Source organism: Actomonas spartinae, assembly GCF_051209155.1.
In the GTDB taxonomy this organism is placed as follows: Bacteria; Verrucomicrobiota; Verrucomicrobiia; order Opitutales; family Opitutaceae; genus Actomonas.
In genome coordinates this window covers 90,083-102,546 of the sequence record NZ_JBPJGB010000002.1, presented here as the reverse complement: position 1 = coordinate 102,546, position 12,464 = coordinate 90,083, and the positions used below count along the sequence as shown (strand labels likewise).

The following is a 12,464-nucleotide window of genomic DNA, read 5'->3' as shown; positions in this document are numbered from 1 at the left end:
CACAATGGTAACGAACGTTGCCTTCCCGTGACCGGTGCTTCTGCTCGGTCCATGCCGCTCTCCAAGGCCCAGATCCAGCGCCTGCGCAGCCTGCGCCAAAAGAAGCACCGTGAAGAATCCGGTCTCTTTGTCGTGGAAGGCCCCAAGGTCGTGGGCGAGCTGCTCGCGGCCGGGCACACCTTCGCCGAGGTCTACGCGACCCCGGCATGGTCCGCGCCCGCCAGCGCCCCCGCCGTCACCACCGTGACGGCGGCGGAGATGGAGCGTATCAGCCATTTCCCTACACCATCCACGGTGCTGGCCGTGGGTCGCGTGGAGCGCACTGAACTCGCCGCTGGCGAACTTGCCACCGGTCTGACCCTCGCGCTGGACGGCATCCAGGACCCCGGCAACGTCGGGACCCTGCTGCGCATCGCGGACTGGTTCGGCTTCGCGCGCGTGTTGCTCGCCCCCGACTGCGCCGACCTGTTTTCGCAGAAGGTGATCAATGCCAGCATGGGCTCCTTCGCCCGCCTGCGCGTCATCACCCTCGACCTCGCTCCGGCCCTCGCCGCGGCCGGCGTGCCGGTGCTGGGCTGCGACCTGGACGGTGATCCGCTCCGTGAAGTGACGCCGCCCGACTCAGCGGTTGTCGTCATCGGCAGCGAGGGTCGCGGTCTCTCGCCCGCCGTCGCCGCCACCCTCACGCGTCGCATCACCATCCCGCGCCACGGCGGTGCCGAATCCCTCAACGCCGGCGTCGCCGCCGGCATCGTCTGCGCCCACCTGCGATCATGAGCACCCCGGCTCCGCTCTGGGAGCGCTTTCGCGCCGAGTTCCATCTGCCCGCGGGCCAGATCTACCTCGATGGCAACTCGCTCGGCCCCCTCAATCGTCGTTCCGAAGCCGCCGTCCAGCGCACCCTCGCCGAGTGGGCGACACTCGGCATCGGCGGCTGGTCCGAGGCCGGCTGGATTGACCTCGCCGAACGCACCGCCACCCAACTCGCGCCCCTGATCGGCGCTTCGGCGACCTCCGTCGCGCTCGCGGCCCAGACCACCATCAACCTGCATCAACTGCTGGCGACCGTTTACGATCCGACGCACCCAACCCGCCGGGTGATCGTCGCCGACGCGCTCAACTTCGCCTCCGATCACCACGCCATCACGAGCCACCTGCGCCTGCGCGGGCTCGACCCGGCCACCCACCTGCGCCTCGTGCCCAGCCGCGACGGTTTCACCTTGCGCACCGCGGACCTCCTCGCGGCCCTCACCGACGACGTGCAACTCGTGATCTTGCCCAGCGTGCTCTACGTGAGCGGTCAGCTCCTCGACCTGCCCGTCATCAACCGCGCCGCCCGCGATCGCGGCATCCTCATTGGCTGGGACCTTTCACACAGCATCGGCTCCGTGCCGCACGCCCTTGAAACCGAAGGCGCCGACTTTGCCTTCTGGTGTAACTACAAATACCTCAACGCCGGTCCCGGTGCCGTCGGCGGCCTCTATCTCCACCCGCGCCACCACGAGCGACCGGCCGGCATGGCCGGCTGGTGGGGCGTGCGACCCGACCAGCGCTTCGATCTCGCGCTCGAGCACGCCCCGGCCACCGGCGCGGCGCGACTCCAAATCGGCACACCCCCGATTCTCAGCCTGGCCCCCTTGAGCGGCGCTTTGCAGCTCTTCCAGGAGGCCGGCGGCATTGAAGCGTTCCGCGAGGCCTCCCTGTCCCTCACCGCGCAACTGTTGTCCCGCGCCGAGCGCGACCTTACTCCGCTCGGCTTTTCCATCGTGACTCCGCCCGCGCCCGGTGAGCGCAGTGGCCATGTCGCCCTCGCCCATCCCGACGCCGGTCGCATTTGCCAAGCCCTGCGCGAGGTCGGTGTTGTCCCGGACTATCGTCAGCCCGTCGTCCTACGGCTCGCGCCCAACCCGCTCTACAACCCGCCCGCCGAGGTCGACACAGCCGTCGACCGGCTCATCGAGATCATGCGATCCGACGCCCATCTCAAATTCCCCGCTCCCCCTTCCGCCGCCCCCTGAACCCCATGCCTACCTTCATCGATATCACCCGCCCGCTGCGCAACGACACCCCACCCTGGCCCGGTGACCGCGGGGTGGATTTTCACCACGTCGCCCGCATTGCCGAGGGCAGTGCGGTCAACATCGGCAACCTTTCCCTCAGCGTGCACAATGGCACGCACGCCGACGCACCGTATCACTACAACGACCAAGGTGTCTCCATTGATCAAATACCGGTCGAAACCTACCTCGGCCCGGCTCAGGTCGTCGACGTCCGCGGCCACCCCGCCATTTCGATCGATCTCCTCAAATCCCTCGGCGCTCCCTCCGCCCCGCGGCTGCTGCTGCACACCGGCGCATGGACCGAACCGACGGTTTTCCCCACCACCTGGCCGCTCCTCGACCTCGAGGTGCCGGCTTGGCTCGCCGAGCAGGGCGTGCGCGTGATCGGTCTCGACGCCCCATCGGTCGACGAACTCACGAGCAAGGACCTGCCGCGCCACCATGCCTGCGACCGCGCCGGCGTGCTGATACTGGAAAACCTCCTCCTCGAGGCCGCTCCGGCGGGCACCTACGAGCTCATTGCCCTGCCGCTGCGCATTCCCACCGGGGACGGCTCGCCCATCCGCGCAGTGCTGCGCCAGCCCTGAAACCAAACCGGCCGCACTCCCAACGGAAGCGCGGCCGGCGGAACTACCGATTACCCGACAAAAGAAAAAGTAGGGGGCCGCCGGCACACTGGCCTTCGAGCCGGCGACCCCGGGTTTTCAGGGAGTCGGTGACTCGACTCTAAACGACGCCCTGAAAGTGGTGGATGCCAAGCGCGGTGTCATAGCCGTTTGAAGACGAGGAACACGCTGCGATCGTGGCTGAAAGTAGAGGAAAGCTTGAGCCCGAGGTCGGCCTGCTCCGCACAGGCCGCCCGCACTTGGGACGGCAGGAGCTCCGACTGGGCCTTGGGCAGACAGACGATCTTGACCCGCTTGCTCGGCAGCGCTGGCAACACCTCGTCCGGCCCGGGCACCGCCGGCAAATCCTCCGGTGCGTGCCACCTTACCCGCTCGGTATTCGCGGCAGCGGCACTCCCCAAGGGCTCCGGTCGGTTCGCCGCCGCTGTCGCTTTCGCTGCCATCAGCCAACGCTCCAAACTCACCGGTAGCGGCAACCCGGCCGGTGCTAAACTGGAGTTGGAAAATGAATTCATGGTGCGAACAGAAAGCGGTGTCGCCCTATGAAACGGGCCAAGTTTTCCGAATCTTTCAGAAAAAGTGCCCCATTCTGAAAAAACTTTCCCTGGCCGATCTGAGCTCGGAAACCACCGCCCCAACTCGCTCTGCCGCCGAATCTTGCGACCCCATGCGAAAAAAGTTTCATTTCGTCGCAAGAAATGCGCCGTTCGCCCCGTTTCAGGGGACAAATGACAACGCCCATGCCAATCCCAACCCAGCCTTCCCTGCTCACGCGGCCCAGCCTGCTCAACCGGCTGCGGGACTGGAACGACCACTCCAGTTGGGAGGAATTTCACCGCCTTTACCGCCGCTTCATTCACGGTTTGGCCTCGCGCGCCGGCCTCAGCTCTCCCGAAGCCGACGAAGTGGTGCAGGAGGTTCTGCAAAACGTCGCCGAACACATCGGCGATTACGAGGCGCGGGAACGCCGCGGCGCCTTTCGCCGTTGGTTGATGAACCAGACCCGCTGGCGCATCGCCGACAAGTTTCGCCAACGCGATCGCGCCACCGCCCCGCAGAGCAACAGCGTCGCGCGCAGCATCCACCACGATAGCGACCCGCTCGACGACATCCCGGCCGAAAACGACATCGTCGATTTTTGGGAGGTCGAGTGGCAGCAACACATCCTCAATGCCGCCATGGAGCGGCTCGCCGCCCAGGTGCCGGCCAAACACTTCCAAGCCTTCGATCTCTACTCCCGCCAAGGCTGGCCGGTCCGGCGCATCGCCGAGACCCTCGAGATGAACGCACCCACCGTCTACCTCATCGCTCACCGCCTCACCAAGCGCCTGCGCGCCGAGGTCGACCGCCTGCGCGACCACCACGGCTGAGCGTCCGCCGTCACGGCCTTCGCCGACGCTCCATCCCCTTTTCTCGGTTCCTAATCACCATTCCGAGACGCGCGTCGCGACCTCCAGGTCGCGGCGCGTTCCTTTTTCCCCGACGCATGGAAACCATTCGACGAGACCGAGACGCTTTGCCTGATTGATCTCTGTGCCGCCGCCGGACGCCAGCACCGATACCCCGCCGCCACCCATCCCCGACTACGAGCTGCTTCGCTTGATCGGCCGCGGCAGCTACGGCGACGTGTGGCTCGCCCGCAGCGCCACCGGCCTGTTCCGGGCGGTCAAGATCGTCTGGCGCTCCCGTTTTCAGGATATCGGTCCCTACGAACGGGAATTCAACGGCCTGCGCGAGTTCGCCCGCATCACCGCCGGCGAAACCTTGCAACTCTCCCTGCTCCACGTCGGTCGCAACGATCCGGCGGGCTTCTTCTACTACGTGATGGATCTCGCCGACGACGTCGTTACCGGCCGCGAGATCGACCCCGGTTGCTACGAGCCCCTCACCTTTCGCACCTACCGCGCAACCAACACCACCCCGCCCATCAAGGACGTCATCGTCCACGCCATCGAGCTCGCCCGCTGCCTCGCCGAGCTCCACTCCACCGGACACCTGCACCGCGACATCAAGCCGTCCAACATCATCCTGGTGCACGGCCGCCCCAAACTCGCCGACATCGGTCTGGTCACCCACAGCAGCGAGGCCCTCACCTTCGTCGGCACCGAAGGCTTCATGCCTCCGGAAGGTCCCGGCACCGCCGCGGCCGACATCTACAGTTTCGGCAAAGTCCTCTACGAGCTCGCCACCGGCCGCGACCGCCACGACTTCCCGCGCCTGCCCGACGATTTCGGGCAACGCTCCGACCACCGCGAACTCCTCGAGCTCAATGAAATCATTCTGCGCGCCTGCGCACAAAACCCACTCGAACGCTATCCCGACGTCCCCGCGCTTCTGGCCGACCTGCAGTTGCTCGAAGCCGGCCGCTCGGTTCGGCGCCTGCGACGGGCCGAAGCCGGACTCGCCCGCGCCCGCAAATGGGTCGCCGCCGCCGCCGCCATCGCCGCCGTGGCCGGGGTGGGCGCCTACTTCGAACGACAACGCGCCGACATCGAAACCGCCGCCCGCCGCGTCGCCGAAGAACAGCTCGCTGCCCTCACCCGCCGCTCCCTCTACGAGTCCAGCATCGTCAACGCCCAGCGCGCGCTGGCCTACGATGACTTTGGCGCCGCGCGCGAAGCGCTCGCCAATGCCCTGCCCAAACCCGGGGAGCCGGACCTGCGCGGCTTCGAATGGTATGCGCTGGAACGCGAGACCCATGGCGACCCCGCCATCGTGCTGCGCACGGAAGGTGCCCGGGTGGATCGCATCGTCTTGTCGCCGAACCACCGTCTCGTCGCCATCGACGACGCCTCCACCGCGGTCGAAATCTACGACCTCGCGACCACCAAACTCGTGACCAGGATCCCGGGCATTCACCGCCTGGCCGGCTTCACCCCGGACGGCCGGCGCCTGGTCGGCACCAATCCCCAATACGAGCTCGAAACCTGGTCGTTCGCTGACGGCTCGCCCGATCCCCGGCCAAATCGCCCGGGTATTCACCGCCCCATCGCCGTCGATGCCAACGCCCCCCGGCTGCTTTATTTCCAGGACAGTCTCGACGACGCGCCCCATCGGTTTGCGATCCAGAATTTGGATACCGGCGAGGACGAGATCTCCTGGGACATTCCCCGTCGTGAAGGGGAACTCGTCTGGGACTTTCATAAAGCCACGGCTTCCGCCGACCTGCGCCATATTGCCTTTCAAGCCGCTCACGGGTCTTTGGGTGCCTATCAATTCCGCGCCTACCGCTGGGATCTCAGCCAAGGTGTTCCGCAGCTGGTATCGACGGATGAGCCGTCGGAAAACAACGAACTGTTCGCCTTTTCGCCCGATGGCGAGCTGTGGCTGCGATCGCAGGTAAACCAGAAGCTTGAGCTCCACGTGGCGGATCAACCACCGCGGATACTTCCGCTAATACTGGAGGCCGGACCGCAGATAACCTCCAACATCTCGCCCGACAACCGTCTCTTCGTGCTCGGCAACCGCAGACGACAGGTCACCGTCGCCGAGACGCTGACCGGCGAAGTGCGAGCCACGCTGCTGGGACACGCCGGCGAACCCAACGCTTTCGCTTGGCTGCCCGATTCACAGCACGTGCTGGTCGGCTCGCGCCGCGGCGACGTGCGCCTTTGGTCCACGCAGCCCGACGTAAGCTCGCCCGACGTCTTGGCCTTGCCGCCCAGAGAAGGCCCGGATGATGGCAGCTACCACATGCTGACCGATCGTCGGGGTCCGTATGTCTTCGTTCCCGGCGGCCGGAGCGGAAGCATCATTGTCGATTCGCGGGACGGTTCCTTTCGCCCCAACAAGCGGAACATCGATTTCGGCGTCCTCTTGGATAACAGCATACTCTGGGGGGTAACCACCGACCGACGTCTGTGCCAGGTGCCCCTCGACCAGGAGTCGGCGATCACCTTCCCCGCCATCCTTGATCCTGGCGAAAAGGTCCGGGAAGCCAACGCCTCCCCCGACGGCCGCTTGATCGTGGTCTCCGACTTTTCCAACCAGATCTATTTGTGGGATCGATCCACCGAGCGATTGCTCGGCCGCATGACGAGCGACTACACGACCATCGGTCTGGCCGTCGATGACCATGGCCACGTGATCTTCGTGGACTTCAACCAGCGGCTGCAAAAATGGGACTGCTCCGCGGGAACTCCCCAACTCCTGCTGGAGCGGCACCACTCCGCTCGTCCGCCCGATATCGTTGTATCGCCCGACAATCGCTGGCTGACCTTGGTGGGTTCGATCGACGACACGGTCGTCGTGCGAAACGCCGACTTCAGTCGCGCGCTCTTGATCGAAAACGTTGCGCCGATGGTCGGTGGGTTCGCCTTCCACCCCGATGGCCAGCTCCTCGCCTGCAACGGCACCCGCACCTCGCTGCGACTGTTTCGCCTTGGCAGCCAGGATCGCTGGGAGGAGCAACCATCTTTGCTGCTCAACGCCGCGAATGACAACGCGAACACCAGCGGGATCTCGCGCCTCGTTTTTTCCGCGGACGGCAACGTTCTTTTCGCGCATTGCCACAACGGCACCATGCGCATCTGGCGAAAATAGCGGGACCTCCGGCTGGAGGTCCCGCGCGGCGCGATTTACCGGCTGCAGGACAACCACCGGCCTCAATCGTTGCCATCGTTGCCCGGCAACGGCGGCGGCGGCGGCGTTCCGGTCCCGCCACCACCACCGTCGCCCTGTCCACTTCCTCCCTCGGTGGTGGCCGCGCTCCGCATCAACCCACCCTCGAGGGATTTGGTCTCGACTCCGCCGCGCTGCGGTTCGGCCTTCAGCGTGCAAGTCAGAGCGGTGAAGGTCAGCACCACCGCGTCGGCCGTGCCCCGCGCCGGCAAAGTGTAAGTTCCGCCGACCGGCAACGCATGCACCTTGCCGTCGGCCAATTTCAGTTCCGCTGGCCCATCCAGCAAGGTGATGGTCACCGGGTGGTTGATCGCCTGCACCCCGGCGGTGATCAGGTTGGTGGAAGTGGTGCCGGTCGCATCAGGCGCGGCACCCAACGTCGTAAAATAGACGGTCGGATCGGAACCAGCCGCGGCACTCGCCGGGCGAAACGATTGCCATGCGACACGGCGACCATCGGCCGTCAGGCCACTGCAAGTTGTAACAAGAATCAGGGAATCGCTCATGAATAGGGGAGTTGAGTTTCGAGTTTTGAATGAGGGAGACAGCCCAAGCCGCCCCGTCCCTGTAACGCCCTCCGCAGGGCCAATCTTTCAGAAAAAGCGTGCGGAAATTTCCTTCCGCAAATCACTTACACAACTCGGGGTGCAATGGCTCAAAATAGTGCGTAACACCCGACATCCCGGCCGGTTTCCCCTTCCCAACCGACACCATGCCTCCGCTTCACCGTGCCGACGACCACCTCACAAATCACCTTCGCCTCGCCCGACCGCACCGCCACACTCTCGGACGATCCCGTCATGGATGAAGCCAGCGATCACGACTTGATGCTTGCCGTTCGGGCCGGCGACCTCGCCCGGCTCGGCGACCTCTTCGAGCGCCACCACCGCCCGCTCTACGGCTTTCTCACCCGTCTCACCGGGCAGCCTGAGACCGCCGAAGACCTCGTGCAGATCGTCTTTCAACGCATCCTCAAATACCGCCACACCTACCGCGACGAGGGCAAGTTCACCGCCTGGCTCTACCACCTCGCCCGCCGTGCCGCCGCCGACCACTACCAGCGCAGCAAACGCCTGCCCCTGCCCACCGACCCGGCCGACTTCACCAGCCTCTCCGATTCCGACGCCCCGGCGGCCGACGAACAGACCGCCCGCCGCGACGACCTCGATCTCATGCAGCGCGCCCTCTCCATCCTCCCGCACGACCAACGCGAGATCCTCGTCCTCCATCGCTTCCAACACCTGCAACACGACGAGATCGGCCGCCTCCTCAACATCACCGCCGGCGCCGCCAAAGTCCGCGTTCACCGCGCCCTCACCGCCCTGCGCACCAAGTTCTTCCAACTCCGCCGCACCTCCGCGGCCTAAGCCTATTTTCGCCATGAACTGCCAACGCATTCAGGACCACTTCATCGACTACCAGGCCGGCACCCTGCCGACTCACGAGGCCGCCACCGTTCGCGATCACCTCAAGACCTGCCTCACCTGCCAACGTGAGTGGGCCGACCTGCAACAGACTTTGCTCACGCTCGACAAACTCCCGACGCCCGAGCCTTCCCCCCGCCTGCGCGCCAACTTCTACGCCATGCTCGACGAGGCCCAGGCCGAGGCCGACGCACCCAGCCCCTTCGCCCTCGCCCGCAGCCGCCTCGACAGCTTCTTCGCCGCCCTGTTGCCCAACCGGCCCGCCCTGCAGTTTGCCCTCACCGTCGCCGTGCTCCTCGCCGGCGTCTGGCTCGGCGCCCGCCTCCTGCCCACGCCCGAGCCCGAGGTGCGCACCATCACCCAGACCGACCCCGCCACCCAAAAGGAACTCGCCGCGCTCCGCGAACGCGTCGAATCGATGGACAAGGTCGTGAGCACCCACCTGCTCACCCAGCCCGCCACCAACCGCCTGCGCAGCGTCATCGCCGCCCTCAACGAAGACGACGCCAACGACCGCACCCTCGCGGACCTGCTCAACACCCTCGCCTTCGACCCCAGCGTGAACGTGCGCCTCACCGCCCTCGAGGCCCTCTACGCCCACGTCGACCGCGAACCCGTCCGCGCCGGCATCATCAACGCCCTGCCCCGCGAACCCTCGCCCCTCGTGCAGGTCGCCATGATCGACTTCATGGTCGCCTCCCGCGACCCCACTGCCGCGCCCGCCCTCGACCGGCTCGCCCGCAACCCCGCCGCCGACACCGTCGTCCGCGAAGCCGCCCGCCGCGGCCTCAGCCTGCTCTGACCCTCTTTCAACATCCACTGCACCCTCTTCAAAATTCAAAAACGTATCCATTCATGAAATACAACCGCCTTCCGCTGCTCGCCACCGTCGCGCTCGGCCTCGCCGCCGGCCCGGCCCTGCGCGCCGATGAAAACACCTTCGCCTTCTCCGATCCCAGCCAACCCGGCCATCTCACCGTGCACATCGCCCACGGCGAGATTCGGGTCCAGGGCGCCGACGTCGACGCCGTCACCGTCCGCACCGACGCCGAGTCCAAGCAAAAGGACAAACGCCGCTCCGATGGCCTCCGCGTCATCAGTTCGAGCACGTCCTTCGCGGTCGAGGAAAGCGACAACCACATGGTCCTCCAATACGGCCTCGCCGACTGGGGCGAACCCGCCGATTTCCTCGTCACCGTGCCGCGCAACACCAGCCTCGAGCTGCGCACCAACTACGGCGGCGAAATCATGGTCAGTGACATCGACGGCAACGTCACCGTGCAGAACCTCAACGGTGAGATCTCCCTCAGCAACCTCGGCGGCGGCGCGATCGTCGAGTCCATGAACGGCGAGATCGAAGCCAGCTTCACCCAACTCAACGCCGCCAACCCGGTCTCGATCACCACCATGAACGGCGAGGTCGACGTGACCGTTCCCGCCGACGCCTCCGCCAACGTGCGCTTCCGCTCCCAGAACGGCAGCATCCTCACCGACTTCGACGAAAGCGTGCTCGTCACCAAAACCACCTCCGGCCCGGCCTTCGCTCCCGGCATGAAGGAGGAGTTCGCCGAGACCGCCCGTGAGCTCGCCCGCGAAGCCGCCGAAGTCGCCCGCGAGGTGGCTGAGGACGTGCGCGTGGCCGTGAAAAATATGCGCGCCGACCGCGACGGCGAGCATCGCGTCAACGTCGATGTGGACGTGCCCGTCGCTCCCCGCGCCCCGCGCCCGCCGAGCATCCCCTCACTGTCCGGTGGCAAGGTCATCAGCGGCACCCTCAACGACGCCGGCGAAGCCAACGGCGACCTGCAGATCGCCACCATGAACGGCGACATCATCGTTCGCAAAGCCGAGTGATGCTTCCACTGTAGCCGGGGTCGCTGACCCCGGTTGATTTGACCGCGCCTTATTCCGCCGCCGGGGCTTCGCCCTCGGCGGCTTCTTTTTTGTCCGCGGCCGCAGCCTTCTTGGTCGTCGTCTTCTTCGACGACCGCGAACGCGAACGCTTCGGCTTCGCCTTGGCGTTCAGCCACAGCGAATCGTCCTTTTCATTGCGGTTGAGCCAGAGGATCTCGTCGCCCAGCTCGGCAAACTTCGGCTTCTCCTTGGCATCCTCCGGCACGTTCAGGCCGGCCTTCACCAAGGACTCCAGGATCTCGACCGCCGGTTTGTTGAGCTTGCGGGAAAGGGTGTTGATCTCCGCCGAGGCGCCCGTGCCGCGGGACTTCGGCTTGAGCAGCAACCGCAGCGCCGGCAGCGCCTTCGCGCCAGGTTCGAAGGTCACTTCGATTTGAGCGTCGTCATCACCGTCGCCGGCATCGTCGGAAGACGTGTCGTTGGCATCGTCGGCGGAATCGTCGGCGGAACCCGCATCGTTATCGTCGCTCGCTTCCTGATCGGCGTCATCCGACTTCGCCTCGGCGTTCTGGTCCTTCTTGCGCACCTTATCCTTGTCGCGCGCGTTGATCCACACACCGCCGCGACCGTCCTTCTTCAGCCAATACAACTGGCCGTCGATTTCGACAAAGGCGGGCTTCTCGTCGTCGCCCTCCGCGAGCTTGAGCCCGATCGCGGCAAAGGCCGCCAAAATGTCCTCTTCGCTGTGCTTCAGCGCCTTGGCGAGGAACGAAACAGAACCTGAGTAGCCTGGACCGCGACGGTTGCGACGCATCTTCGGCTTCACCACCTCGAGGATGGCTTCGCCCTCGGGCAGCGGCTCCGGCGGTTTGTTGGCCTCGGCCTCGGCAGCCGCCTTGCGCGCAGCGCGTTCGGCTTCGCGAGCCTCGCGCTCGGCTTGGGCGGCGCGCTTCTTTTCCTGCTCGGCCTCATGCTCGGCGCGCAGCTCCTCGTTGGCCGGATCATCCGGATCGAGTTTGCGCATCGGCGTCGGTTTGAATCGGGGACGCGGCTTCTCGCGCACGTTGATGAACACCTGGCCACGGTTGTTGATGTTCAGCCAATAGAGATCGCCCTCAAATTCGAAGGTGTCCGGCATCGCATCTTCACTCTCCGGCAAGGTCAGGCCGCACTCCTTGAGGGCGCCCAGCACGTCGTCGGTCTCCTGCTCCCAGCGGCGTGCCAGGTAGTCGATCGCAGCGGCCTCGCCGATGCCCTTCTGGTTGCGGCGCAGGTGGGGTTTGATGGCGTCGAACAGCGTCGGCAGATCGTCATCGAGCGCGAGCTCGTCCCAATCGTCGCCCAGCGCGGCGGCCTCGGCCTCCTCGGCCAGCGCCTCGGGGTCGTCGTCGCGTTCGGTGTCGCGCAGCGTGCGCAGACTCTCGTCGCGTTGCGGGGCATCGTCGCCCTCGCCCGCAATCGCGGCCGCGGCGGCCTCGCGGGCCTTCTCGGCATCGCGCTCGGCGGCCTCCTTGGCGGCGCGGACGGCGGCGAGTTCGGCCCGGTTCTTCTCCTCCTCGGCCTTGGTCTGGGCGGCCTGGGCGGCCTCCAGCGTCCAATCGCGTTGCGTGCCGCGCTTGGCCAGCCCGGTGAAGGCCAGCGGATTTTCGGGTGCGGGGCGGAAGTCGATGATCTCCCACTCGTCCTTGCCCAGTTGATTCAGAAAATTTTCCAGCAACTGCGGGGATGCGAACCCACCCTTCCCGCTGCTGATCACTTTGTATTCCCAGATAGCCATGAATGCTTGGTTAAAATGCGTTTAAGCGCCCCACCCCTCCCAGATCACACGCCCCAAGCCCAGACTAATCTCACCCCCACCCTCCATTGCCCCGCAATCACCC

The 12,464-nt window shown here is 65.9% G+C and carries 11 protein-coding genes; 8 read left to right on the top strand and 3 right to left on the bottom strand.

Annotation, left to right across the window (positions count from 1 at the left end; all coding sequences use genetic code 11):
* The first annotated feature begins 51 nt into the window (after nt 1-51).
* From AC0MRV_RS08465 to AC0MRV_RS08455, 3 genes are read left to right on the top strand one after another with little or no spacing between them, the layout of a single operon-like run.
* Nucleotides 52-777: a TrmH family RNA methyltransferase gene (locus tag AC0MRV_RS08465; RefSeq protein ID WP_472764022.1), complete on the top strand. Its 726-nt coding sequence runs from the start codon at nt 52-54 to the stop codon at nt 775-777.
* The gene (gene kynU / locus AC0MRV_RS08460) at nt 774-2,018 is read left to right on the top strand and encodes a kynureninase (RefSeq protein WP_472764021.1); all 1,245 of its coding nucleotides are present in this window, start codon (nt 774-776) and stop codon (nt 2,016-2,018) included. The genes AC0MRV_RS08465 and kynU overlap by 4 nt, the downstream gene beginning before the upstream one ends.
* 5 nt (nt 2,019-2,023) lie before the next feature.
* A complete protein-coding gene (locus AC0MRV_RS08455) occupies nt 2,024-2,647 on the top strand; it encodes a cyclase family protein (protein WP_472764020.1) in 624 nt (207 codons plus the stop codon).
* 179 nt (nt 2,648-2,826) lie between these two features.
* Here the strand turns inward: AC0MRV_RS08455 and AC0MRV_RS08450 are convergent, their stop codons facing one another.
* The gene (locus AC0MRV_RS08450; RefSeq protein WP_472764019.1) at nt 2,827-3,201 is read right to left on the bottom strand and encodes a hypothetical protein; all 375 of its coding nucleotides are present in this window, start codon (nt 3,199-3,201) and stop codon (nt 2,827-2,829) included.
* A gap of 225 nt (nt 3,202-3,426) precedes the next feature.
* Here AC0MRV_RS08450 and AC0MRV_RS08445 point away from each other — a divergent pair, with 225 nt between their 5' ends.
* Together AC0MRV_RS08445 and AC0MRV_RS08440 are read left to right on the top strand one after the other, a co-directional pair.
* Nucleotides 3,427-4,056 (top strand): RNA polymerase sigma factor, encoded by a 630-nt coding sequence (locus AC0MRV_RS08445; protein ID WP_472764018.1) that lies wholly within the window; start codon nt 3,427-3,429, stop codon nt 4,054-4,056.
* A gap of 163 nt (nt 4,057-4,219) precedes the next feature.
* On the top strand, nt 4,220-7,228 hold the full coding sequence (locus tag AC0MRV_RS08440) for a protein kinase domain-containing protein (RefSeq protein WP_472764017.1): 3,009 nt from the start codon (nt 4,220-4,222) through the stop codon (nt 7,226-7,228).
* Nucleotides 7,229-7,290: 62 nt separating this feature from the next.
* On the opposite strand, the gene AC0MRV_RS08435 is transcribed toward AC0MRV_RS08440, so the two are convergent.
* Complete coding sequence (locus tag AC0MRV_RS08435; protein WP_472764016.1) at nt 7,291-7,812, bottom strand: hypothetical protein; 522 nt, start codon at nt 7,810-7,812, stop codon at nt 7,291-7,293.
* A gap of 222 nt (nt 7,813-8,034) precedes the next feature.
* Between AC0MRV_RS08435 and AC0MRV_RS08430 the strand changes: the two genes are divergently transcribed.
* From AC0MRV_RS08430 to AC0MRV_RS08420, 3 genes are read left to right on the top strand one after another with little or no spacing between them, the layout of a single operon-like run.
* Nucleotides 8,035-8,673 (top strand): RNA polymerase sigma factor, encoded by a 639-nt coding sequence (locus AC0MRV_RS08430; protein WP_472764015.1) that lies wholly within the window; start codon nt 8,035-8,037, stop codon nt 8,671-8,673.
* Between the two features lie 13 nt (nt 8,674-8,686).
* Nucleotides 8,687-9,532, top strand: coding sequence for a HEAT repeat domain-containing protein (locus AC0MRV_RS08425; protein WP_472764014.1), 846 nt, complete (start codon nt 8,687-8,689; stop codon nt 9,530-9,532).
* Nucleotides 9,533-9,585: 53 nt separating this feature from the next.
* Nucleotides 9,586-10,584, top strand: coding sequence for a DUF4097 family beta strand repeat-containing protein (locus AC0MRV_RS08420; protein ID WP_472764013.1), 999 nt, complete (start codon nt 9,586-9,588; stop codon nt 10,582-10,584).
* Between the two features lie 49 nt (nt 10,585-10,633).
* Here the strand turns inward: AC0MRV_RS08420 and AC0MRV_RS08415 are convergent, their stop codons facing one another.
* A complete protein-coding gene (locus AC0MRV_RS08415) occupies nt 10,634-12,361 on the bottom strand; it encodes a hypothetical protein (protein ID WP_472764012.1) in 1,728 nt (575 codons plus the stop codon).
* Nucleotides 12,362-12,464 lie beyond the last annotated feature (103 nt).